Annotated in this window: 20 protein-coding genes; 12 read left to right on the top strand and 8 right to left on the bottom strand. The window is 72.4% G+C overall.

The window, feature by feature from the left end; all coding sequences use genetic code 11:
• Positions 1–3: 3 nt before the first annotated feature.
• The gene (locus AB0I49_RS06485; protein WP_363225683.1) at positions 4–1,494 is read right to left on the bottom strand and encodes a peptide MFS transporter; all 1,491 of its coding nucleotides are present in this window, start codon (positions 1,492–1,494) and stop codon (positions 4–6) included.
• Between the two features lie 442 nt (positions 1,495–1,936).
• On the opposite strand from AB0I49_RS06485, the gene AB0I49_RS06480 reads away from it, so the two are divergent.
• The 4 genes from AB0I49_RS06480 to AB0I49_RS06465 all read left to right on the top strand — a co-directional run bounded on the left by AB0I49_RS06480 (position 1,937) and on the right by AB0I49_RS06465 (position 6,781).
• Positions 1,937–2,947 (top strand): polyprenyl synthetase family protein, encoded by a 1,011-nt coding sequence (locus AB0I49_RS06480; RefSeq protein WP_363225682.1) that lies wholly within the window; start codon positions 1,937–1,939, stop codon positions 2,945–2,947.
• Between the two features lie 426 nt (positions 2,948–3,373).
• Entirely contained in the window at positions 3,374–4,690 is a 1,317-nt protein-coding gene (locus tag AB0I49_RS06475) for a DUF2092 domain-containing protein (RefSeq protein ID WP_363225681.1), read from the top strand.
• A 98-nt stretch (positions 4,691–4,788) separates the two neighbouring features.
• Positions 4,789–5,910, top strand: a complete 1,122-nt coding sequence (locus AB0I49_RS06470) for an ABC transporter ATP-binding protein (protein WP_363225680.1) — start codon at positions 4,789–4,791, stop codon at positions 5,908–5,910.
• Positions 5,897–6,781, top strand: coding sequence for an ABC transporter permease (locus AB0I49_RS06465; protein WP_363225679.1), 885 nt, complete (start codon positions 5,897–5,899; stop codon positions 6,779–6,781). The genes AB0I49_RS06470 and AB0I49_RS06465 overlap by 14 nt, the downstream gene beginning before the upstream one ends.
• A gap of 48 nt (positions 6,782–6,829) precedes the next feature.
• Here the strand turns inward: AB0I49_RS06465 and AB0I49_RS06460 are convergent, their stop codons facing one another.
• The 7 genes from AB0I49_RS06460 to AB0I49_RS06430 form a co-directional block, all read right to left on the bottom strand.
• A complete protein-coding gene (locus tag AB0I49_RS06460) occupies positions 6,830–8,176 on the bottom strand; it encodes a M28 family metallopeptidase (RefSeq protein ID WP_363225678.1) in 1,347 nt (448 codons plus the stop codon).
• Between the two features lie 57 nt (positions 8,177–8,233).
• Positions 8,234–9,286, bottom strand: coding sequence for an EamA family transporter RarD (rarD, locus tag AB0I49_RS06455; RefSeq protein ID WP_363225677.1), 1,053 nt, complete (start codon positions 9,284–9,286; stop codon positions 8,234–8,236).
• A gap of 191 nt (positions 9,287–9,477) precedes the next feature.
• On the bottom strand, positions 9,478–10,557 hold the full coding sequence (locus AB0I49_RS06450) for a 2-oxoacid:ferredoxin oxidoreductase subunit beta (protein ID WP_363225676.1): 1,080 nt from the start codon (positions 10,555–10,557) through the stop codon (positions 9,478–9,480).
• On the bottom strand, positions 10,550–12,508 hold the full coding sequence (locus AB0I49_RS06445) for a 2-oxoacid:acceptor oxidoreductase subunit alpha (RefSeq protein ID WP_363225675.1): 1,959 nt from the start codon (positions 12,506–12,508) through the stop codon (positions 10,550–10,552). The genes AB0I49_RS06450 and AB0I49_RS06445 overlap by 8 nt, the downstream gene beginning before the upstream one ends.
• A gap of 278 nt (positions 12,509–12,786) precedes the next feature.
• Positions 12,787–13,458, bottom strand: coding sequence for a response regulator transcription factor (locus AB0I49_RS06440; RefSeq protein WP_363132975.1), 672 nt, complete (start codon positions 13,456–13,458; stop codon positions 12,787–12,789).
• 151 nt (positions 13,459–13,609) lie between these two features.
• Positions 13,610–15,040 (bottom strand): sensor domain-containing protein, encoded by a 1,431-nt coding sequence (locus AB0I49_RS06435; protein ID WP_363225674.1) that lies wholly within the window; start codon positions 15,038–15,040, stop codon positions 13,610–13,612.
• Between the two features lie 213 nt (positions 15,041–15,253).
• Positions 15,254–16,459, bottom strand: a complete 1,206-nt coding sequence (locus AB0I49_RS06430; protein ID WP_363225673.1) for a sensor domain-containing protein — start codon at positions 16,457–16,459, stop codon at positions 15,254–15,256.
• Positions 16,460–16,641: 182 nt separating this feature from the next.
• On the opposite strand from AB0I49_RS06430, the gene AB0I49_RS06425 reads away from it, so the two are divergent.
• The 8 genes from AB0I49_RS06425 (at position 16,642) to AB0I49_RS06390 (ending at position 23,888) form a co-directional block, all read left to right on the top strand.
• Entirely contained in the window at positions 16,642–17,058 is a 417-nt protein-coding gene (locus tag AB0I49_RS06425) for an NADH-quinone oxidoreductase subunit A (RefSeq protein ID WP_363225672.1), read from the top strand.
• The gene (locus tag AB0I49_RS06420; protein WP_363225671.1) at positions 17,049–17,876 is read left to right on the top strand and encodes an NADH-quinone oxidoreductase subunit B family protein; all 828 of its coding nucleotides are present in this window, start codon (positions 17,049–17,051) and stop codon (positions 17,874–17,876) included. The genes AB0I49_RS06425 and AB0I49_RS06420 overlap by 10 nt, the downstream gene beginning before the upstream one ends.
• Positions 17,873–19,210 (top strand): NADH-quinone oxidoreductase subunit C, encoded by a 1,338-nt coding sequence (locus AB0I49_RS06415; protein WP_363225670.1) that lies wholly within the window; start codon positions 17,873–17,875, stop codon positions 19,208–19,210. Before AB0I49_RS06420 ends, AB0I49_RS06415 begins: the two co-directional genes overlap by 4 nt.
• On the top strand, positions 19,207–20,172 hold the full coding sequence (locus AB0I49_RS06410; protein ID WP_363225669.1) for a complex I subunit 1 family protein: 966 nt from the start codon (positions 19,207–19,209) through the stop codon (positions 20,170–20,172). Before AB0I49_RS06415 ends, AB0I49_RS06410 begins: the two co-directional genes overlap by 4 nt.
• Before the next feature lie 128 nt (positions 20,173–20,300).
• A complete protein-coding gene (locus tag AB0I49_RS06405) occupies positions 20,301–20,828 on the top strand; it encodes a 4Fe-4S binding protein (RefSeq protein WP_363225753.1) in 528 nt (175 codons plus the stop codon).
• Complete coding sequence (locus AB0I49_RS06400) at positions 20,825–21,436, top strand: NADH-quinone oxidoreductase subunit J (RefSeq protein ID WP_363225668.1); 612 nt, start codon at positions 20,825–20,827, stop codon at positions 21,434–21,436. The genes AB0I49_RS06405 and AB0I49_RS06400 overlap by 4 nt, the downstream gene beginning before the upstream one ends.
• Positions 21,436–21,807, top strand: coding sequence for an NADH-quinone oxidoreductase subunit NuoK (nuoK, locus tag AB0I49_RS06395; protein WP_363225667.1), 372 nt, complete (start codon positions 21,436–21,438; stop codon positions 21,805–21,807). The genes AB0I49_RS06400 and nuoK overlap by 1 nt, the downstream gene beginning before the upstream one ends.
• Complete coding sequence (locus tag AB0I49_RS06390) at positions 21,804–23,888, top strand: NADH-quinone oxidoreductase subunit L (RefSeq protein ID WP_363225666.1); 2,085 nt, start codon at positions 21,804–21,806, stop codon at positions 23,886–23,888. Before nuoK ends, AB0I49_RS06390 begins: the two co-directional genes overlap by 4 nt.
• The last annotated feature ends 13 nt before the right edge of the window (positions 23,889–23,901 follow it).

The following is a 23,901-nucleotide window of genomic DNA, read 5'->3' as shown; positions in this document are numbered from 1 at the left end:
GCCTCAGTGGACGGGGTGCATGGTGCGGCGCAGCCAGGGGCCGACGGCGATCACCGCGACGCCCGCGATGACGGCGACGGCCCCGTTCGCGCCGAAGTACAGCGCGTTGGAGATCTCGCCGAAGAGCTTCACGGTCTGCGCCTGGATGCCGTTGGCGAGGGCCAGCGAGAGGAACCACAGGGCCATCGTCTGGCTGGCGAAGGCGGCCGGGGCGAGCTTGGTGGTCGCGGACATGCCGGTGGTCTCCAGCAGGATGTCGCCGAGGCCGAGGAGTACGTACGAGACGACCAGCCACCAGGCAGCCATCTTCCAGTCGCCGGCGCGGCCGGTGGTGGCGGGCACCATCACGAGGAAGGACAGGCCGCCGAGGATCACCCCGTAGGCGATCTTGTGGGAGGCGTGCGGCTGGCGGCGGCCCATCCTGACCCAGAGCGCGGCGACGAACGGCGCGAGCACCACCTCCACCACGCCGAGCACGGAGTTGTACCAGGTGGAGGGGAAGTCGAAGCCGAGGACGGAGGTCCGCGCGTGGTCCGCGGCCAGCAGCGTCATCGTCGAATACGACTGGAAGAGGATGAAGTTGAAGACCACGGACGCCGCGAACAGCACCATGTACGGGCGCAGCCTGCCGCGTTCGGGCGCGGTCACCCGCGGGCTGCGGAACATGACGGTGAAGTAGACGACCGGCGCGACCACGGAGATGACGGTGACGGCGTCGACCGTACGGTCCATGGTCAGCCAGCCCGCGGCGTGCAGCGCGAGCGCGACGGCGACGAGCGCGACCAGGCCCCCGGCGATCAGCAGCCCGGCGCGGCGCATGGCCGTGGGCGGCAGCGCGAACTCGGCGCTGTGCTTGCGGCCCGCCAGTCCGCGGCGGCCGAGCACGTACTGGGCGAGGCCGAAGGTCATGCCGATCGCGGCGGCGGAGAACCCCCAGTGCCAGCCGACCTTCTGGCCGAGCCAGCCGGTGATCAGCGGGCCGAGGAACGCGCCGATGTTGATGCCCATGTAGTACAGCGCGAACCCGGCGTCGCGCCGCTCGTCGTCGGTCGCGTAGAGCTTGCCGACCATGGTGGAGACATTGGGTTTGAGCAGCCCCGTACCGGCGATGATCAGCCCTAGGCCGACCCAGGTCATGGCGCCGGCGGGCACGGCCATCGAATAGTGCCCGCAGGCGATGAGGACGCCGCCCCACAGGACGGCGCGGTACGTGCCGAGGACGCGGTCCGCGAGCCAGCCGCCCGCGACCGAGACGAGATAGACCAGGGTGCCGTAGGCGGCGGTGACGGAGGCGGCCGTGTTCGAGGGCATGTCGAGGCCGCCGTGGGCCAGGGTGTCCGCGAAGTACAGGACGAGGATCGCCTGCATGCCGAGGAACGAGAACCGCTCCCACATCTCCAGGCCGAAGAGCGTGAGCAGGCCGCGGGGGTGCCCGAAGAAGGAGTGGTCGGCTGCGGTCGGGGGTCTCTCGTCGACCGGCGCGGTCTCGGTCAAGGTGCTGGCTCCAAGGTCATCAGTGGTCCGACTGCCGCTGCTGCCCCTTCCTTTCCGGGCAAAACCCGATGCTCCGGGTGATCAAGAACATACCGGGCCGAAAAGCGGGCTGCGCGGCGGCGGACGCCGACGGGCTGCCGCCCGGGCACCGGCCGAACGCCGACGGGCTGCCGCCCGAACGGCGACCGGATGCCGTTCCGACGGCGACCGGATGTCGCCCGGACGGCGCGTGGACGCCGAACGGTCGCCGAGCGTGGACGCCGAACGGTCGCCGACCGGATGCCGTGTGGAGCGGTCGCCCCGGGGTCACCCGGGGGTCGCCCCGGCACTTCGCCGGGCGGGCGGCCACGGTGATCCATACGGGACCGGATACGCTGACTTTCGGTGGAGACAGCGATACATCGACAAACCTCGTGATCGCAGGCAGACAGGAGTAACCCTCGTGACCGTCGTAGGGCCCTTCGGGCTGAGCGTGCGGGACCAGGCTCTTGAAGCCGATGTCCAGGCCGGGCTGGCCGCCGTCGAGGAGGGCCTCCTGGAGGCCACCAAAAGCGAAGTGCCGTTCATCACCGAGGCCGCGCAGCATCTGGTGCGGGCGGGCGGCAAGCGGTTCCGGCCGCTGCTGGTGATGCTCGCCGCCCAGTTCGGCGACCCGTACGCGCCGGGCGTCGTGCCGTCGGCCGTCGTCGTGGAGCTCACCCACCTCGCGACGCTCTACCACGACGACGTCATGGACGAGGCCGAGGTGCGGCGCGGCGTGGACAGCGCCAACGCCCGCTGGGGCAACTCCGTCGCCGTCCTGACCGGCGACTTCCTCTTCGCGCGCGCCTCGCACATACTGGCCGACCTGGGCCCGGAGGCGGTCCGTATCCAGGCCGAGGCGTTCGAGCGGCTGGTCACCGGCCAGATCCTGGAGACCGCCGGCCCGAGCGACGGCCGCGACGAGGTCGAGCACTACCTCGACGTCCTGGCGGGCAAGACCGGCTCGCTGATCGCCGTCGCGGGGCGGTTCGGCGCGATGATGGCCGGGGCGGACGAGGGCACCGTCGACATCCTCACCCAGTACTGCGAGCGGCTCGGCATCGCCTTCCAGCTCGCCGACGACGTCCTCGACATCGCGAGCGAGGGCCACGAATCGGGCAAGACGCCGGGTACGGACCTGCGCGAGGGCATCCCCACGCTGCCGGTGCTGCGGCTGCGCGAGCAGGCCGCGGCGAGCGGCTCGGCGGACGACCGCGAACTGGTCGAGCTCCTCAAGGGCGACCTCACGGACGACGCCCGGCTCGCGCACGTACTCGGCCGGCTCCGGGTCCACCCGGCCCTGGAGCAGGCCCGCCGCGACACGGTCCGCTACGCGCAAGACGCCCGTACGTGCCTGGCCCCGCTGCCGGACGGGTTCGCGAAGTCGGCTCTTGAGGAGCTCTGCGACGCGGTGGTGCACCGGGCGGGCTGACGGCGCGGGCGCGTCGGCCTGTGTCCTCCGGCCCGCGTCCTCCGGTCCGTGTCCTCCGGCCCCTCGGCTGGGGCCCGGACTTCAGCCGCCGCGGTCGTACGGGCCTCCGTGGTCGTACGGGCCGCCGCCCCGTTCGGTCGTACGTGGCGGGGCGTCGTATCCGCGCTTGTACGCGCCGCAGCGGAGCCGGGGCGCCCCCTAAGGGATCGGGCGCGGACAGTGCGCTGCCAGGCGTATCCCGGCGGTCCGGCGGCGAGCGGCCGTCATACCGGAGGCTGACATGGAGTTGATCCCCGGGGCTGACGTTTCTTACCGGCCGTTTTGGTGGGATTGCTAGCGCCACCACAGGGCGGTCGGGCGACAATGGCCCGAGGGTGGACGAGTGCAGGACGCGAAAGACCGCCGCCGACGACGGAGGTAGAGCAGATGCCACTGATCCGACCGACATACGAGGCCGACGACGCGGGTGAGCCCGAGGGCCGCCGTCCGGGCCGTCGCAAGGCCGTCCGGTACGGGGTACCGGTCGCGGTGGCGGGGGTGGCGGCAGCGACGATCGGGCTGGTCCCGGCGCTCGCCAGCAGCGGCGACCCCGACCTTCCGACGATCACCGCCCAGGACCTGATAGCCAAGGTCGCTGCCTCCGACACCCAGCAACTGTCCGGTTCGGTGAAGATCTCGACCGACCTGGGGCTGCCCTCGCTGCCGTCCGGCATGTCGTTCGGCGGGAGCGGCGGGGGCGGCGGGAACAGCGGCAAGGGCGGCGGCTCCGACGCCTCCCCGCAGTCCAAGCTCACCGAGCTCGCCGCCGGTACGCACACGCTGCGGGTGGCCGCCGACGGGCCCGGCAAGCAGCGGCTGTCGATCGAGGAGAAGGCCGCCGAGTACAGCCTCATCCACAACGGCGACCAGCTCTGGGGCTACGACAGCGCCAGCAACTCCGCCTACCACGCGACCGTCCCGAAGGACGCCTCCGGCAAGGGCAAGGGCTCCGACGCGGCGAAGGGGCTGCGCAGCGCCTCCCCGCAGGAGCTCGCCAAGCAGGCGCTGGCCGCCGTGGACGACTCCACCTCGGTCTCCGTGGACGGCACCGCCAAGGTCGCCGGGCGGGACGCGTACCAGCTGTCGATCAAGCCCAAGCAGAGTGGTTCGACGGTCGAGTCGGTCCGGATCTCGGTGGACGCGAAGAACGGCGTGCCGCTGAAGGTCACGGTCAACCCGAAGGGCGGCGGCAAGCCGGTCGTCGACGCGGGCTTCACGAAGGTGGACTTCGGCAAGCCGGCCGCCAGTACGTTCGACTTCACGCCGCCGAAGGGCACGAAGGTCACGGAGGCGAAGGACGCCAAGGACGCCAAGGCCGACGCCGGGCGCAAGGGCGGTTCCGGCCTCTTCACCGGCAAGGGCGCGGACAAGGCCGAGGACTGGGCCAAGGACTTCGGCGGCGCCAAGGACGGCTCCGAGGTCAACGTCACCGGCAAGGGCTGGGCCTCGATCGCCGAGATCTCGATGCCCAAGGGCAGCGTGCCCGGCGGCAAGGACGGCGCGACCGCGAAGGGCGGCAAGGGCAGCGGCGACGACGCGTCGGGCCTGATGGACTCCTTCGGCAAGAAGGTGTCCGGGAAGTTCGGCTCCGGCCATGTCTTCAGCACCCGGCTGGTCAACGCCCTGCTGACGGACGACGGCAAGCTCTACGTCGGCGCGGTCGACAAGGAAGCGCTGGTCGACGCGGCGAACAACGCCAAGTAGGCGAGTACTCGCCACCCTGCCCCGGCCGTCCGTCGGCCGGGGCAGACGTGCTCAGGCAGACCCGTCGGCCGCCCGGCCGGGAGGTGAAGGTGGATCCGGTGAACGACGCGCCCCGACCGGCCGCGGGCCCGGCGCCCCGTGACGATGACGCCGTCATCGCGACGCGCGGGCTCAGCAAGCGGTACCGCGGCGGGCAGCTCGCCGTCGACGGGCTGGACCTCACCGTGCCGCGCGGCAGCGTCTTCGGCTTCCTCGGGCCCAACGGCTCCGGGAAGACGACCACGATCCGGATGCTCGTCGGGCTGATCGAGCCGACGTCCGGCGTCGCCCGCGTCCTGGGCGAGCCCATGCCGCGGGCGGGGCGGCGGGTGCTGCCGAGGGTGGGGGCGCTCATCGAGGGCCCCGCCCTCTACGCGTTCCTGAGCGGCCGCGACAACCTCGCCCGGTACGACGCCGCCGACCCGGCCGCCGACCCCCGCACCCGCTCCGCGCGGGTCTCCGCCGCCCTGGAGCGCGTCGGCCTGGCCGCCGCCGCGGGCAAGAAGGCGCGTGCGTACTCGCTCGGCATGAAGCAGCGGCTCGGGCTGGCCGCGGCCCTGCTCCAGCCGCGCGAACTGCTCGTACTCGACGAGCCGACCAACGGCCTCGACCCGCAGGGCATGCGCGAGATCCGCACCCTGGTGCGCGAGCTGGCCGCCGAGGGCACCACCGTCTTCCTCTCCTCCCACCTCCTCGACGAGATCGAGCAGGTCTGCACGCACACCGCGGTCATGGCGCGGGGCCGGCTGCTCACCCAGGGCACGGTCGCCGAGCTGGCCGGGGCCGCCCGCGGCCGGCTGGTCGTCACCACCCCCGACACGGCGGACGCGGTGCGCGTCCTCAAGGAGCACGGCGTGAGCGACCTCGTCGTCGCCGAGGACCGGATCACCGGCGAACTGCCGACGGCGGATCCCGGCGGCCCCCTCGGCCCCGGCGACCCCCTCGGCCCCGGCGACCCCCTCGGCCTCGGCGACCCTCTCGACCCCGGTGGCCCCCTCGATCCCGGCGGCCCTCTCGATCCCGGTGGCCCCCTCGGCCCCAGCGGCCCTCTCGACCTCGCCGACCTCAACGCCGCGCTCGTACGGGCCGACGTGCGGGTGCGCGGCTTCGGCACGGAGCGGGCCTCGCTGGAGGACGCCTTCGTCGCGCTCACGGGGGAGGGCTTCGATGTCGCGGGTTGACGCGCGGGAACGGGCCGGGGCGGCGCGCGCGCCCAGCCCGCTGTGGCGGCTGGGGCTCGTACGCAGCGAGATCGGTACGACCTTCCGCCGCTGGCGGACGCTGGCGCTGCTGGCCGTGCTCGCGGCCGTACCGGTCCTGGTCGGCATCGCCGTGAAGATCCAGACGGACGACGGCTCGTCGGGCGGGGGCGGCGCGGGCGGGCCCGCGTTCATCGCGCAGGTCACCAACAACGGGCTCTTCCTGGTCTTCACCTCGCTCGCCGCGACCCTGCCGTTCTTCCTGCCGATGGCGATCGGCGTGGTGGCGGGCGACGCGATCGCGGGCGAGGCGAGCTCCGGCACGCTGCGCTATCTGCTGGTCGCCCCGGCCGGCCGGACGCGCCTGCTGCTCGCCAAGTACGCGACCGTGATCACGTTCTGCCTGGCCGCGACCCTGGTGGTGGCCGTCTCGGCGCTCGTGGTGGGGGCGCTGCTGTTCCCGCTGGGCGACGTCACCCTGATCTCCGGGACGACGGTCTCCTTCGCGGACGGCCTGCTGCGGGCCGGGGTGATCGCGGTCGTCGTGGCGGCGTCACTGGTGGGCGTCGCGGCCGTCGGCCTGTTCATCTCCACCCTCACCAACAGCGGCATCGCGGCGATGGCGGCCACCGTGGGGCTGCTGATCACCGTCCAGATCCTCGATCAGATCCCCCAGCTGCACGCCGTGCAGCCCTATCTCTTCCCGCACTACTGGCTCTCCTTCGCCGACCTCCTGCGGGACCCCGTCTACTGGGACGAGCTGCGGCGGAACCTGGGGCTCCAGGCCCTGTACGCGGCGGTCTTCGGGTCGGCGGCCTGGGCGCGCTTCACGACGCGCGACATCACGGTGTAGCGCTTTCGCGGAGGGGCCGGGGGCGAGCAGCCTCCGGCCCCGGTGGTTCTAGAAGGTCAGCTTCCAGCTGTCGATATAGCCGGTGTCCTGGGCGCCGGTGTCCTGTACGCGGAGTTTCCAGGTGCCGTTCGCCGTCTCGGACGAGGCGTCGACGGTGTAGGTGGCGATGACGTTGTCCGCGGAGTCGTTGCCGCTGGCGGTCTTGAGGCTGAACGTACGGCCGCTCGGGCCGACCAGGGCGACGGTGAGGTCGCCGCGCCAGGTGTGCTTGATGTCGACGCCGACCTTGAGGGCGGCGGGCGCGTTGCCGGCGACGCCGGTCACGGTGACGGGCGATTCCACGGCCGGGCCGGCGTCGGGGATCTGGACGTCGGCGGCGTTCTCGAAGCTCTTGCCGTCGGGCGGGTTGGTGGAGCCGCCGCTCAGGGACCATATGGCGCTCGCGATGGCGTCGCTGTTGTTGTTCAGGGCGGCGTCGTTGATGTTCGCCGAGGTGTCGCAGGACCGGTGGTAGCAGGCGTCGAAGGCGCGGCCGGAGGTGCCGCCCCACTTCTGGGCCTGGGCCGCGGTCTTGATGTAGTCGGCGCCGCTGAACAGGCCGCCGACGCGGATGCCCGCGTTCTTGAAGGGCGCGTGGTCGGAGCGGCCGTCGCCCTCGGTCTCGATCTCGGTGGGGATGTTCTTGCTCGCGTAGAAGTCCTTGAAGACCTTCTCCAGCTGCGCGTCGTCGTCGTAGACGAAGTAGCCGGGGTTGGGCGAGCCGACCATGTCGAAGTTCAGATAGCCGTCGATCTTGGAGCGCTCGGCGCCCGGCAGGTTGTTGACGTAGTACCGGGAGCCGACCATGCCCAGCTCCTCGGCGCCCCACCAGGCGAACCGCAGGTGCTTGTCGGGCTTGTAGCCCTCGCGGGCGGCGGCGAGGGCGACTTCGAGTATGGCCGCCGAGCCGGAGCCGTTGTCGTTGATGCCGGGGCCCGCGTTCACGGAGTCCAGGTGCGAGCCCGCGAAGATCACGTGGTTGGCGTCGCCGCCGGGCCAGTCGGCGATGAGGTTGTAGCCGGTGGCGCCGCTGGAGGAGAACTGCTGCACGGTGGTGGTGAATCCGGCGGCGTCCAGCTTGCCCTTCACATAGTCGAGGGACGCCCGGTAGCCGGGCCGGCCGTGGGCGCGGTTGCCGCCGTTGGAGGTCGCTATCGACTGGAGCTGGGACAGGTGCGCCTTGACGTTGGCGACCGGGATGTCGGGGGCCGCGACGGTGGGCGTCGCGGGCGCCGACGGGCCGACGGCCGATGCGGGGGCGGTGCCGAGGAGGGCCGCGGTCGCCGCGGCCCCGGCGGTGAACAGGGCGAGGCTGCGGCATCTTCGGTGCAGGGGCTGTCCGGTGCGGTGAGGCATGGGGGGCTCCCAACTCGTTTGACGTGGGCATGATGCTGGGGGCGCCCCATGCCACCGTCAAGGGCGGGATTCGGACAGTGATTCCCGGATATCGGGCCCGTCGGAGGGTCCACCGGAGGGGCCGCCGGAAGGCCCGTCGGAAGGTTTGGCCGAGGGTCCGTCCGAGAGCCCCTCGGTAGCGGTGCGCGCGGCATGCCCCGCCCGCGCCGCCGCCAGCTCCGCCCGCGCCGTGCGGGCCGTACGCAACGCATCCCAGCTCAGCAGTGCCAGCGCCAGCCAGACCAGCGCGAACCCGGCCCACCGCTCGGGCGGCATCGACTCGTGGAAGACGAAGAGCCCGAGCAGGAACTGAAGCGTCGGCGCCAGGTACTGGAGCATCCCCAGCGTGGACAGCGGCAGCCGCACCGCCGACGCCCCGAAGCAGATCAGCGGCAGCGCGGTCGCGATGCCGCACCCCGCCAGGAGCAGCGCGTGCCCGACCCCGTCGGAGGCGAAGGTCGACTCGCCGCGCGCGCCCAGGAAGACCAGGAAGCCGAGCGCGGGCAGGAACTGGATGGTGGACTCGGCGGCCAGCGACTCCAGCCCGTCCAGCCCGATCTGCTTCTTGACCAGGCTGTACGTACCGAAGGAGAGCGCCAGCGTGAGCGCGATCCAGGGCAGCTTGCCGTAGCCGGCGGTCAGCACCGCGACGGCGAGCACGCCGACGCCGACGGCCGCCCACTGCGCGCGCCGCAGCCGCTCGCGCAGCACGAGCACGCCGAAGGCTATGGAGACCAGCGGGTTGATGAAGTAGCCGAGGGCCGCCTCGACGACATGGCCGCTGTTGACGCTCCAGATGTACAGCCCCCAGTTCACGGAGATGACGGCCGCCGCGACCGTGATGAGCGCGAGCTTCTTCGGCCGGCGCAGCAACGGGCGCACCCAGGACCAGCGGCGCAGCGCGAGCAGGCCCAGCCCCACGGCGACCATCGACCAGGCCATGCGGTGGGCGAGGATCTCGATCGCGCCGGAGGACTGGAGCAGATGCCAGTAGAGCGGCAGCAGCCCCCACATGCCGTAGGCGGCGAGGCCGTAGACGAGGCCGGTGCTGGTGGTGGAACGCGACGTCAAGAGGTCCTCCCCGTGGACGTGGTGACCTGTCGACGGTAGCGCCGCGGAGATCGCCTGTCAGGTGCGTTCTGTGTCACAGCCGTTACCGCGGGTGGGCGGTCCGCCCCCATGACAAGCGGGTGCCGGTGCGGGGCGTCGAGGGACGTCCCGCACCGGCACCCGTGAGAGCCCGTACGGTCAGTGGGCGGCTGTCAGCCGACGACCGTCCAGGTGTCGTTGCCGGCGAGGAGGGTGGCCAGGTCGCCCTTGCCGTTCTGTACGACGGCGGCCTCCAGCTGGTCGGACATCTGGGTGTCGTAGACCGGCCGGTCGACGCTGCGCAGTACGCCGATCGGCGTGTGGTGCAGGGTGTCGGGGTCGGCGAGGCGGGAGAGGGCGAAGGCGGTGGTCGGGGACGCGGCGTGTGCGTCGTGGACCAGGACCTGGAACTCGTTCTCCGGCGTGACCTCGACGACCTTCAGGTCGCCGGTGGCCGGGTCGCGGACGACGCCCTTGGCGCCGTCGGCGCCGAAGCGGATCGGCTGCCCGTGCTCCAGCCGGATCACGGCCTCCTCGGCCTGCTGCTTGTCCTTGAGCACCTCGAAGGCGCCGTCGTTGAAGATGTTGCAGTTCTGGTAGATCTCCACCAGCGCGGTGCCGGGGTGGGCGGCGGCCTCGCGCAGTACCGAGGTGAGGTGCTTGCGGTCCGAGTCGACCGTACGGGCCACGAAGGACGCTTCGGCGCCGATCGCCAGCGAGACCGGGTTGAAGGGCGCGTCGAGGGAGCCCATCGGCGTCGACTTGGTGATCTTGCCGACCTCGGAGGTCGGGCTGTACTGGCCCTTGGTGAGCCCGTAGATCCGGTTGTTGAAGAGCAGGATCTTGAGGTTCACATTGCGGCGCAGCGCGTGGATGAGGTGGTTGCCGCCGATGGACAGCGCGTCCCCGTCACCGGTGACGACCCAGACGGAGAGGTCGCGGCGGGAGGAGGCGAGGCCCGTGGCGATGGCCGGGGCGCGCCCGTGGATGGAGTGCATCCCGTAGGTGTTCATGTAGTACGGGAAGCGGGAGGAGCAGCCGATGCCCGAGACGAAGACGATGTTCTCCTTCGCCAGGCCGAGCTCGGGCATGAAGCCCTGCACAGCGGCGAGGATCGCGTAGTCGCCGCAGCCGGGGCACCAGCGCACTTCCTGGTCGGACTTGAAGTCCTTCATGGACTGCTTGGCCTCGGCCTTGGGCACCAGGGTGAGCGCGTCCGTCGTCGTTGAGCCCTCCGACAGCGTCTCAGTCATTGATGGCCTCCTTGAACACATCGGCGAGCTGCTCGGCCTTGAAGGGCATCCCGCTGACCTGGGTGAAGGAACGGGTTTCGATCAGGAACCTCGCTCGCAGCAGGGTGGCGAGCTGGCCGAGGTTCATCTCCGGCACGACGACCTTGTCGTAGCGCTTCAGCACCTCGCCGAGGTTGGCCGGGAAGGGGTTGAGGTGGCGCAGATGGGCCTGGGCGATGGCGTGGCCCTCGCCGCGCACCCGCCGGACCGCCGCGGTGATCGGCCCGTACGTGGAGCCCCAGCCGAGCACCAGGGTGTCGGCGTCGCCGGTCGGGTCGTCCACGTCGAGGTCCGCGACCACGACGCCGTCGATCTTGGCCTGCCGGGTGCGGACCATGAAGTCGTGGTTGGCGGGGTCGTAGGAGATGTTGCCGGTGCCGTCCTGCTTCTCGATGCCGCCGATGCGGTGTTCGAGGCCGGGCGTGCCGGGCACGGCCCACGGCCGGGCCAGCGTCTCGGGGTCGCGCTTGTACGGCCAGAAGACCTCGGTGCCGTCCGCCAGCTCGTGGTTGGGCCCGTGCGCGAACCGCACCCGCAGGTCCGGCAGTTCGCCGACGTCCGGCACCCGCCACGGCTCGGAGCCGTTGGCCAGGTAGCCGTCGGAGAGCAGGAAGACGGGGGTGCGGTAGGCGAGCGCGATACGGGCCGCGTCGAGCGCCGCGTCGAAGCAGTCCGCCGGGGTCTTCGGGGCCACGATCGGCACCGGGGCCTCGCCGTTGCGCCCGTACATCGCCTGGAGCAGGTCGGCCTGCTCGGTCTTGGTGGGCAGCCCGGTGGACGGGCCGCCGCGCTGGATGTCGACGACCAGCAGCGGCAGTTCGAGGGAGACGGCGAGCCCGATGGTCTCGGACTTGAGCGCCACTCCGGGGCCGGAGGTGGTGGTGACGGCCAGCGAGCCGCCGAAGGCCGCGCCGAGCGCCGCGCCGATGCCGGCGATCTCGTCCTCGGCCTGGAAGGTGCGCACGCCGAAGTTCTTGTGCCGGGACAGCTCGTGCAGGATGTCCGAGGCCGGGGTGATCGGGTACGAGCCGAGGTAGAGCGGCAGGTCCGCCTGGCGGGACGCGGCGATCAGCCCGTAGGCGAGCGCCAGGTTGCCGGAGATGTTGCGGTAGGTGCCGGCCGGGAAGGCAGAGGTGGCGGGGGCCACCTCGTAGGAGACGGCGAAGTCCTCGGTGGTCTCGCCGAAGTTCCAGCCCGCCCGATACGCGGCGACGTTGGCCTCCGCGATCTGCGGCTTCTTCGCGAACTTCTTGCGGAGGAAGGATTCGGTGCCCTCGGTCGGCCGGTGGTACATCCACGAGAGCAGGCCGAGCGCGAACATGTTCTTCGAGCGCTCCGCCTCCTTGCGGGAGAGCCCGAACTCCTTGAGCGCCTCGATCGTCAGCGTCGTCAGCGGCACCGGGTGGACGTTGTACGCCTCCAGCGAGCCGTCCTCCAGCGGACTGGTCTCGTACCCGACCTTCGCCATCGGGCGCTTGGTGAACTCGTCGGTGTTGACGATGATCTCGGAGCCGCGCGGCACGTCCGCGAGGTTGGCCTTCAGCGCGGCCGGGTTCATGGCCACCAGCACGTTGGGCGCGTCGCCCGGCGTGAGGATGTCGTGGTCCGCGAAGTGCAGCTGGAAGCTGGAGACGCCGGGCAGGGTGCCGGCGGGCGCCCGGATCTCGGCGGGGAAGTTCGGCAGCGTGGACAGGTCGTTGCCGAACGACGCGGTCTCGGAGGTGAACCGGTCGCCCGTGAGCTGCATGCCGTCACCCGAGTCCCCCGCGAACCGGATGATCACTCGGTCGAGTCGGCGCACCTCTTTGTCGCCTGGACCGCCGGGTTTGCGCTGCCCGGAGACGTACTGCGACTCGCTCTGCTGTTCGGCTGGTTCGGCCTGCTCGGCCGGGCTACTGACCTGGCTGGTCACTGCTTCGGACCTCCCTAGAGGCGGCGGCTGCACGCGGTGGTGTCGACCGGTGTTCCCACTGCCATCGTACGGGCGTAAGGGTGACCTTCCCTGGACGGATCACCTGCTGATTACCGGTGCGAGATACCGCTCTGTCATGGTTTGCCATGCTCTGCTCGCCCCCCCGGCCCCTTCCCTAGAGACGCTCCCCGCTCGGTCTTTGGTTCTACGACCTTGGTCCTCGGCCCGCGCGCCGCCGGCCCGCCGCCCGCCGCGGCCCGCGGGCGGCTGCCGGGGCGTCAGTTCTTGAGATAGGTCAGCACCGCCAGCACCCGGCGGTGATCCCCGTCACTCGGCGACAGCCCCAGCTTCAGGAAGATGTTGGAGACGTGCTTCTCCACCGCGCCGTCGCTGACCACCAACTGGCGGGCTATGGCCGAGTTCGTACGCCCCTCGGCCATCAGACCCAGCACCTCGCGCTCCCGCGGCGTGAGCCCGGCCAGCACGTCCTGCTTCCGGCTGCGGCCCAGCAACTGCGCGACGACCTCCGGGTCCAGCGCGGTGCCGCCCTCCGCCACCCGCACCACCGCGTCCACGAACTCACGTACTTCGGCTACCCGGTCCTTGAGGAGGTAGCCGACGCCGCGGCTGGATCCGGCCAGCAACTCCGTCGCGTACTGCTCCTCGACGTACTGCGACAGCACCAGCACGCCCAAGCCCGGATGGTCCCGGCGCAGCCGCACCGCGGCCCGTACGCCCTCGTCGGTGTGGGTGGGCGGCATCCGGACGTCGGCGACCACGACATCCGGCAGCTCGCCGTCGGCCGCGAACTCCGCGATGGCCTTGAGCAGCGCCTCCGCGTCGCCCACCCCGGCTACGACGTCATGCCCGCGGTCGGTCAGCAACCGGGTCAGGCCCTCCCGAAGCAGCACCGAATCCTCGGCGATGACCACCCGCACCCTGTCCTCCACGATGTACGTCCCCCCACGCTTGGCATGACCCCTCAAGCATCTCAGGATTCCGTCCCGGAACGGGACGCTCCGGGGCGGAATCCGGGGAAGTGAGGGCATGGGCGCGCAAGGGGAGGCGGGCCCGGCGCCCAGCGGCGCCCGGCGGCCGGTGTCAGCCGCGCCAGGGCAGTTCGGCCGTGACGGTCGTGGGGCCGCCGACCGGCGAGTCCACCACCAGCAGGCCGTCCACCGCGTCGAGCCGCTCGGCGAGCCCCGCCAGTCCGCTGCCCTTGTCCAGGGACGCGCCACCCCGGCCGTCGTCCCGCACCTGGAGCATCAGCCGGCTCTCCGAGCGCCACACGTCCACGGTCGCGGTGTGTGCGCCGCTGTGCTTGCTGATGTTCTGGAGCAGCTCGGAGACGGTGAAGTACGCGCTGCCCTCGATGGCCGCCGCGGGCCGGGAGTCCAGGTCCACGTCGACGGCCACCGGCACCGTGCACCGCGCGGCCAGCGCCGAGAGAGCCGGGCCCAGGCCGCGGTCGGTCAGGATCGCCGGATGGATGCCGCGGGCCAGGTCGCGCAGCTCCTGGAGGGCGATCTTCACCTCGCCGTGGGCGTCGTCGACCATTCGGGCCGCCGCCTCCGGGTCCTCCTCCAGCTTCTCCTTGGCGAGGCCGAGGTCCATGGCGAGGGCCACGAGCCGGGCCTGCGCGCCGTCGTGCAGATCGCGCTCGATGCGGCGCAGGTCGGCGGCGGCGGTGTCGAAGACCACGACGCGGTCCGACTCCAGTTCCGTCACGCGGGAAGCCATCCTGGACGGGCCCAGCAGCCCCAGCACCAGCAGCCGGTCCACCTGCGCCAGGCCGCGGATCACCCACGGGGTGCCGAGGACCACGACGAGCCCGACGGCGCTGGTGACGGCGATCTCGAAGGGGTTGTCGAGGTAGAACGAGGCGCCGCCGCTCTCCCCGTACAGCTGCATGCCCGGCTGGCCCCAGTAGTGCGGGTACATCCACTGGTACGCCGGGTAGAGGAAGACCGCCCAGCCCATCGACCACAGCAGCAGCGACGTGAAGGACGAGGCCATGGCCCAGGGCAGGTGCAGCAGCGCGTAGAGCAGATGGCGCCAGGAGACGCCGCTCTTGAACAGGGCGCCGATCCAGGCCATCGGGCCGGTGCGGCCGCGCGCCGGGCGCACCGGCTCCGGGGAGCCGACGTCCAGGCGCAGCAGGACGCGGGCGCGGGTCCGCTCGACGGCGCCCAGCGCCCGGCACCCGGCGAGCCCGGCGGCGAGCACCGGGACGCCGATGAAGGTGATCAGCAGGCCCGCGCCCGCGCTGACCATCACGACCGCGTAGGTGAAGCCGACGAGGGCTATCGGCAGGCTCAGCACGAGGTAGAGGAACTCGCGCCAGGTCCGGCCCTCCAGGGGCGCGCGGAGCACGGCGGGCACCCGGGAGGCGCGCTCCGGCGGCCCGTAGCCGTCAGGCCCGTAGCCGTCGGGGCCGTGGCCGTAGGCGTGGCCGTAGGCGTCGGGGTCGCGATACCCGCCGCGGCCGCCGCGACCGCCCTGACCGACGTACTCGCCGTGATCGATGGCCATCTGTCTGTCCGATCTCCAAGGTCTTCATGGCTGTTCGCTGGTGGCCGTCCGTGGTTCACCGTTGTGGTTCCACGCTCCCCGATCGCCGCGCCGGCGGCCATGGAGCGTGTCGGCGTCCGGATGGTGGGGCTGGCCCTACCACGGGCCCGGAAGCCGTCCGCCGCTCCCGCTCAGTCGGCCGCGCGCTCCCGCTCAGCCGGCCGCCGGTGTCGCTCAGCCTGCCGCGCGCTCCCGCCAGGGCAGCTCGGCCGTGACGACCGTGGGGCCGCCGACCGGCGATTCCACCACGAACAGCCCGTCCACCGAGCCCAGCCGCTCGGCGAGCCCCGCCAGTCCGCTGCCCTTGTCCAGGGACGCGCCGCCCCGGCCGTCGTCCCGCACCTGGAGCATCAGCCGGCTCTGCGCCCGCCACAGCTCGACGCCCGCGGTGCGCGCGCTGCTGTGCTTGCTGATGTTCTGAAGCAGCTCGGAGACGGTGAAGTAGGCGATGCCCTCGATGGCCGGGGCCGGGCGCGCCGCTAGATCCACCGATACGTCCACGGGCACCGTGCACCGCCCCGCGACCGACGACAGGGCCGGGCCGAGGCCGCGGTCGGTGAGGATCGCCGGATGGATGCCGCGCGCGAGATCGCGCAGCTCCTGGAGGGCGGTCTTCACCTCGCCGTGGGCCTCGTCGACCATGCGGGCCGCCGCCGCCGGGTCCTCCAGCAGCTTCTCCTTCGCCAGGCCGAGATCCATGGCGAGCGCCACGAGCCGGGCCTGCGCGCCGTCGTGCAGATCGCGCTCGATGCGGCGCAGGTCGGCGGCGGCGGTGTCGAAGACCACCCCGCGGTCCGACTCCAGCTCCTCGATCCGCTGCTCCAGCTCGCCGGAGGGGGAGAGCAGCCCCCGCACCATCGCCCGGTCCGCGTTGGTCAGCCCGCGCGCCACGAAGCCCAGCACCGGCCAGCCGATGATCAGCGTGACGAGGATGACGGCGAACGTGAAGATCCCCCATGGCAATCGTATGAACAAATACAGCGTGGACCGCCAGCCCACCGGGTCCTTCAGCGCCGTCCACAGCCAGGTGAAGAACCCCCGGTTCCGGCGGTGCCGGCGCAGCGGGCTCGGCTCCTCGATCGCCAGCCCCAGCAGCGCCCGCGCCCGCGACCGCTCGGCGCGGCCCAGCCCGCGCGAGCCCGACAGCCCCAGTGCGAGCAGCGGCAGCCCGATCACGGTGACGGACAGCGCGACGCCCGCGTACAGCCACATGGAGACGTAGACGAAGCCGACGAGGGCCATGGGCAGGTTGATGAGCAGATGCGCGACTTCGCGCCACGTCTGCCGGTTGAAGGCGAGGAACGCGGGCGGCGGCCGGTCCTCCTCGGAGGCGGTGTCGTCGAGGGCCCCGGCGTCACGCGCTCTACTACTGGCGGTCATACCGCCAAGCCTGCCGGGCCGCCCGGCCCCGCGCCATGGGGTTCATCCGCGACCGGAAGTAGGGATAACCCCACCTTCACGACGACGGGGCGGCTCGCGGTACAGGGGCCAGGGCCTAGAATCCCGTGCGTACAGATCGTCGAAATGCGGATGCGCAGCAGCAAAGGGAGCGAGGGGCGGACGTGCCGGAGACGACCGTACGCACCGCCGACGCCGGGGTCCGGCTCGCGGCCGGCTACTTCCACAGCTATTCGGTCGTCGGTCTGCTGGCCGTGGTCGGCGTGCTCTTCGTCGCGGTGGCCTTCGCGTCCGGGCGGCTGCTGCGGCCCGTCGTGCCGACCCGCGAGAAGATGCTGACGTACGAGTGCGGGGTGGACCCGGTCGGCGAGGGCTGGGCGCACACCCAGGTCCGCTACTACGTTTACGCGTTCCTGTATGTGATCTTCGCCGTCGATTCGATCTTCCTGTTCCCGTGGGCGACGGTCTTCGCCGCGCCGGGGTACGGCGGCACCACACTCGTGGAGATGTTCGTCTTCCTCGGCTTCCTCGCCGTCGGCCTGTTGTACGCATGGAAGAAGGGCGTCCTCGAATGGACGTGACACCCGCACCGGTGGACCTCCCCGAGCCGCGCCGGCTCGGGACGCTGTCCCGCCTCGCCCCCGAGCCCATGAAGGTGGTCCTCAACTGGGGCCGCCGCTACAGCCTGTGGGTCTTCAACTTCGGGCTGGCCTGCTGCGCGATCGAGTTCATCGCGGCCTCCATGGCGCGCCACGACTTCATCCGGCTGGGCGTGATCCCCTTCGCGCCGGGCCCCCGGCAGGCCGACCTCATGATCGTCTCGGGCACGGTCACGGACAAGATGGCCCCGGCCGTCAAGCGGCTCTACGAGCAGATGCCCGAGCCCAAGTACGTCATCTCCTTCGGCGCCTGCTCCAACTGCGGCGGCCCGTACTGGGACTCGTACTCCGTCACCAAGGGCGTCGACCAGATCATCCCGGTCGACGTGTACGTACCGGGCTGCCCGCCGCGGCCGGAGGCGCTGCTCCAGGGCATCCTCAAGCTCCAGGAGAAGATCGCGCGGGAGTCGCTGAGCGAGCGCTACGGCGCGGTCGCCCCCTCCCAGGCCGCGGTCGCCCCATCCGGGGCCGCTCTCCGCAGCGGCCTTGTGGCACCGCCGGCTCCGCCGGGGGCCGCCGCCGCGCCGGGCGCCGATTCGGCCTCTGCCGTGCCGGACGCCGGCTCGCCGGGGGCTGCTGCGGTTTCCGCCACTCCGTCGGCTTCCGCCGGCCCGGAGGCCGGCTCGCCGGGTTCCGTCGGCACGGACGCCGCCTCGCCGGATTCCGCCGCGCCCGCCGACGACCCGCCGGGCCCCGCCGGTCCGGAAGCCACTCCACCGACCGGGGAAGACGAGAGATGACAGGCCCCGAGGCCGAGCCCGAGCGCGAGCCCGACAACACCTCCGACGGCGGCCCGGAGCCGGACGCGGAACCGGCCGCGGCGCCGCCCGTGGGCTGGCTGCCGGGGCCGGCGGAGGAGCTGTTCGGCGCGGGCGCCGCCGCCGAGGAGGCGTACGGGCTGCTGACCGTCGACGTGCCGTCGGCCGCCTGGCTCGCCGCGCTCGAAACGGCGCGGAACGCCCTCGGCTGTACGTACTTCGACTGGCTCAGCGCGGTCGACGAACCGGGTACGGGCTTCCGGATCTGCGCGCATGTGGTGGCGCTGGGGGCGGCGTCCGGGGCTGGGTCCGGGGCTGTGTCCGGAGGGCCGTCGTTGCGGCGGCTGCTCGTACGGACCACCGTGCCGCATGAGGCTCCCGCGCTGCCGACCGCTGTCGGTGTGTACGCCGGAGCGGCGTGGCACGAGCGGGAGACGCACGAGATGTTCGGCGTGGACTTCACCGGCCACCCCCACCTCGTACCCCTGCTGCTGCCCGACGGCTTCGAGGGGCACCCGCTGCGCAAGGACTTCGTGCTCGCGGCGCGGGTCGCGAAGGCGTGGCCGGGGGCCAAGGAGCCGGGGGAGTCGGAGCACGGCGGGCCGAAGCGGCGGCAGATGCTGCCGCCGGGGGTGCCCGACCCCAACGAGTGGGGCCCCCTCAAGGGTCAGCTGCCGCCCGCTCCCGCCCGCCCGGCGCGCGGCGCCCGCGCGGCCGGGGCCGGGGCGAGGGGCGGTGCCGCAGCCGGTGCCAGTGCCGCAACCGGTGCTGGCGCCGGTGCCGAGCGTCCGGCCCGGCGTACCCGTAGCGCGAGCGCGGGCTCGGCGAGTCAGCAGGCTGCGGCGACGGAGGCGGCGGAGGCGTCCGGGAGTCCGGCTGCCGAAGGGGCCGCGCGGCCCGTACGGCGTGCGCGGTCGGCGTCGGAGGGTTCGGCGAGTCAGCAGGCTGAGGCGCCGGAGGCGACGGAGGCGTCCGGGAGCCCGGCTGTCGACGGGCCCGCGCGGCCCACGCGGCCCACGCGGCCCGTACGGCGTTCGCGGTCCGCTTCCGAGGGCTCGGCCAGTCAGCAGGCGGAGGCGGCGGCCGCGCCCGTACCGGCCGAGGCGCCGGAAGGTTCCTCCGCGAGCGCCTCCGACGCGCCCTGGCACAACGCCCGCCCGGCCTTCGAGGAGCCCGTGAGCGAGAACCGCGACGAGCCGGAGGGCCGCCAGGAACCGAAGGGCCGCCAGGAACCGAAGGGACCCAAGGAACCGCAGGAATCGAAGGAACCACAGGAACCGAAGGCGCCGGATGAAGGGGGAGGTGAGGAGCAGTGAGCGGCACCCTCGACGTGGTCGTGCGCCTGCTCGCCGTCTTCGTCGCCTTCCTCGTGCTTCCGCTCGTCGTCGGCCAGACCGAGCACAAGGTGATGGCGCACATGCAGGGCCGCCTCGGCCCGATGTACGCCGGCGGCTTCCACGGCTGGGCCCAGCTGGTGGCGGACGGCGTGAAGTTCGCGCAGAAGGAGGACGTCGTCCCGGCGGGCGCGGACCGGCGGATCTTCCAGCTCGCCCCGGCCGTGGCCCTGCTCCCGTATCTGCTGGTGCTCGTCGCGATCCCGATCGGGCCGGGCAACCAGGTCGGCCAGTCCATCGACGCGGGCATCTTCTTCGTACTCGCCGTGATGGGCGTCGGCGTCCTCGGCTCGATGATGGCGGGCTGGGCGTCCGCCAATAAGTTCTCCCTGCTCGGCGGCTTGCGCACGGCCGCGCAGCTGCTGGCGTACGAGCTCCCGATGGTGCTCGCCGCCGCCTCCGTGGCGATGGCGGCGGGCACGGTCTCACTGGTCGGCGTCCTCGACGCCTTCCACTGGTGGTGGGTGCCGTGGCAGATCGTCGGCGGGCTCGTCTTCTTCACGGCGGGGCTCGCGGAGCTCCAGCGGCCGCCGTTCGACATGCCGGTCGCGGACTCCGAGATCATCTTCGGCGCGTACACCGAGTACACGGGGCTGCGCTTCGCGCTCTTCCTGCTCTCCGAGTACGCCGGGATCGTCGTGCTCTGCGGCCTGACCACCGTGCTTTTCCTCGGCGGCTGGCACGGCCCGTTCGGGGCCGACGGCCTCGGCTGGCTGTGGACCCTGCTCAAGACGGCCGTCCTCGCCTTCGTCGTCATCTGGCTGCGCGTCAGCTATCCGAGGCTGCGCGAGGACCAGTTGCAGAAGCTCGCCTGGACCGTGCTCATCCCGCTCGCCCTCGCGCAGATCGCGCTCACCGGCATCGTCAAGGTGGTGATCCAGTAATGGCCGAGCCGCAGCAGCAGCCGCACCTGCCGCAGCCGCCCGTGACGCCGGGGGCTCCCGGACAGCCCGCCCGGTCCCGCATCCCCGGCAGCGGCCTCGCCAAGGGCCTCGCCGTCACCCTGCGCACGATGACCCGGCGCTCGGTCACCGCGCAGTACCCGGACGCGCAGCCCGAACTGCCGCCCCGCACCCGCGGTGTGATCGGCCTGTTCGAGGAGAACTGCACGGTCTGCATGCTGTGCGCGCGCGAATGCCCGGACTGGTGCATCTACATCGACTCCCACAAGGAGACGGTGCCGCCCGCCGCCCCCGGCGGGCGCGAGCGCAGCCGCAACGTCCTGGACCGCTTCGCCATCGACTTCTCGCTCTGCATGTACTGCGGGATCTGCATCGAGGTGTGCCCGTTCGACGCGCTCTTCTGGTCCCCGGAGTTCGAGTACGCGGAGACCGACATCCATGAGCTGACCCACGAGCGGGACAAGCTCCGCGAGTGGATGTGGACGGTGCCGGCGCCGCCCGCGCTGGACCCCGCGGCCGAGGAGCCGAAGGAGATCGCGGCGGCCCGCAAGGCGGCCGAGAAGCTCGCGGCCCAGGCGGCGAAGGCCGAGGCCGAAGCCGCTGAGGCGGCTGGAACCCAGGTCGAGGGGGACGCGTGACGCTCGCCGCCGCCGGACACGGCTTCCTGTCCCCGACCGGCGTGGAGATCGCCTTCCTGCTGGTCGGCATCGCGACGCTCGGCGCGGCCCTCGTCGCCGTCACCACCAAGCAGCTCGTGCACGCCGCGCTGTGGCTGGTCGTGGCGCTCGGCGGGCTCGCCGTGGAGTACCTGCTGCTGACCGCGGAGTTCATCGCCTGGGTGCAGGTCCTGATCTACGTCGGGTCCGTCGTGGTGCTGCTCCTCTTCGGGCTGATGCTCACCAAGGCGCCCATCGGCCGCTCCCCGGACGCGGACTCCGGCAACCGGTGGGCCGCGCTCGCCGTGGCGATCGCCTCCGCCGCCGCCCTCGTCTGGGTCGTGGTGGACGCCTTCCGTACGACCTGGATCGACCTCGACGGCGTCGCGCAGGGCTCCACCAAGGTCTCCGGGGAGTTCCTCTTCCGGCACTGGGTGCTGCCGTTCGAGGCGCTCTCCGTGCTGCTGCTCGCCGCCCTCGTCGGCGCGATCGTCCTCTCCCGGCACAAGGACGGCCGGGCGGACGCCGTCGGCCCCGCCGCCCGCACGAGCCCCGACCGCCCCGACAGCCGACAGAACGGGGCGCGCTGATGCATCTCGCCTATCCCGCCGTGCTCGCCGTCCTCCTCTTCTGCGTCGGCCTGTACGGCGTGCTGGCCCGGCGCAACGCGATCCTGGTGCTGATCTCCGTCGAGCTGATGCTCAACGCGGTCAACCTCAACCTCGTCGCCTTCGACGTGTGGCTCCGCGACGAGCTGCACGCCGGGCAGGCGCTCACCCTCTTCACCATCGCCGTCGCCGCCGCCGAGATCGGCATCGGCCTGGCCATCGTGCTGCTCGTGTACCGCAACAGCGGCACCGCCGGCGTCGACAGGATGCGCGACCTCGGCGAGCGGGCGGACGGCCCCGAACAACCGACAGACCGCCACGAGAAGGACGAGAAGGCGGAGGCCGCCGCGTGACGATCACGACCACCGCCGTCCTCGTCCCCCTGCTGCCCTTCCTCGGCGCCGTGGCGGGGCTGCTGCTCGGGCGCCGCGCCCCCGGCTTCGTACGGCCGCTGGCCGTGCTGCCGACCGTGGCCGCCGCCGTGCTCGCCGCCGTCGTGGCCTGGCGGCAGGGCGGCGGGGACGCCGTCGACGCGGCGACCCGGCTGACCCCCACCGGCTCCGTCCCCATCGACCTCGCCCTGCACCTCGACGGCTTCGCGGCGCTCGTCGCGGTCCTCGTCACCGTCGTGGCGTCCTGCGTGCAGCTCTACTCCACGGGGTATCTGCGCGACGACCCCCGCTACCCCTCCTACGCCGCCCTCGTCTCCCTCTTCACCGCCGCGATGCTGCTGGTCGTCTACACCGGCGACCTGATGGTGCTGCTGGTCGGCTGGGAGATCATGGGCATCTGCTCGTACTTCCTGGTCGGCCACTACTGGGAGACCGAGGCCGCCCGCGCCGCGTCCCTCAAGGCGTTCCTGGTCACCAAGGCCGGTGACGTCCCCTTCCTGATCGGCATCTTCGCGCTGGCCGCCGACGCCGGCACGTTCCGGATCAGCGGCATCGTCGGCGCCGCCGCGTCCGGCGGTCTCGACCACCCCACCCTCGTCGCGCTGCTCCTGATCGCCGGGGTCGCGGGCAAGTCCGCGCAGTTCCCGCTGCACACCTGGCTGCCCGACGCGATGGCCGGCCCCACGCCCGTATCGGCGCTGATCCACGCCGCCACGATGGTCGCGGCGGGCGTCTACTTCGTCGCCCGGCTGCTGCCCGTCTTCGCCGCCTCCGCCGCGGCCATGGTCGTGCTCGCCGCGCTCGCGGCGATCACCATGGTCGGCTCGGCGCTCGCCGCGCTCGCCCAGGACGACATCAAGCGCGTGCTCGCCTACTCGACCGTCGGCCAGCTCGGCTATATGACCGGGGCGCTCGCCTCCGGCGACCGGGGCGCGGCCGTCTTCCACCTCCTGTCCCACGGCGCGTTCAAGGCGCTCCTCTTCCTCTGCGCCGGCGTGATCATCCACACCGCCGGCACCAACTCGCTGGCCGCCATGGCCCGGATGAAGGGCCTGTGGGGGCGGGCCCCCGACGCCTTCTGGACCATGACCGTCGCCCTGCTGGCGCTCGCCGCCATCCCGCCGTTCAGCGGCTTCTTCTCCAAGGAGGCCGTGCTCGGCGCGGCCGAGCACGCCGCCACCGGGCACACGGCCGGCATCCCCGCCGCGGCGGGCTGGACCGTCCTGGTCGCCGGGCTGCTCACCGCCCTCCTCACCGCCGGCTACGCCACCCGGCTGTGGCTGCTCGCCGGCTCGCCCGCGCTGCTGCGCGGCGGCCGCAAGGGCCCCGCGCTCTCCGCCGCCGACCGGGTGGAGCCGGGCCCGGCGTCGGCCGACGCCGCCGCCGCTGCCGCCACCGCGCCCGGAGGCCACCCCGCCCGGACCCCCGTCGTCATGAACGCCGTCCTGTGGGTGCTGTTCGTCCCCACCCTGGCGCTCGGCCTCGCCGTCGCGGCCCTCCCCGACTGGTTCGACGGCCGCTCCCTCAAGCCGACCCTGTCCACCTCCATCATCGGCACCGGTTTCGCCCTCGTCGGCGTCCTCGTCACCTACGCGGCCTGGCGCCACACCTCCACGCTGACCGCGCGCGTCCCCATCGGCGCCGTCGCCGCCGACCCGGGCGCCGACCCCGCGGTCTCCGAGGAGGAGGCCATCGCCACGCACACGAGCGCGTACGGGTCCATCGCGAGCGCGCCCGACCCCGCCGACCCCGGCCGCCTCCTGCTCGGCCCCCTGCACCGCCACGCGGCCGCCGGGTTCCACCTCGACGCCCTGTACGCCGCCGTGTTCGTGCGGCCCGTGCGCGGCGCCGCGCGGCTCGTGCGCTTCCTCGACCGCGAGGTCGTCGACGCCTACGTCAGCGGCGCGTCCGGCGTGCCCCGCCTGCTGGGCGCCGCCGTCCGCCGCGCCCAGACCGGCAATGTGCAGACCTACCTCAGCGCCCTGCTCGCCGGCTCCGTCATCCTGGCCGTCGCCGCCGTACTCGCAGCCACCGGAGGCTGACCGTGAGCCACAC

The organism is Streptomyces sp. NPDC050617 (assembly GCF_040654795.1).
In the GTDB taxonomy this organism is placed as follows: Bacteria; Actinomycetota; Actinomycetes; order Streptomycetales; family Streptomycetaceae; genus Streptomyces.
The sequence above is the reverse complement of the archived record's forward strand: the minus strand, read 5'-3'. Positions and strand labels throughout refer to the sequence as shown.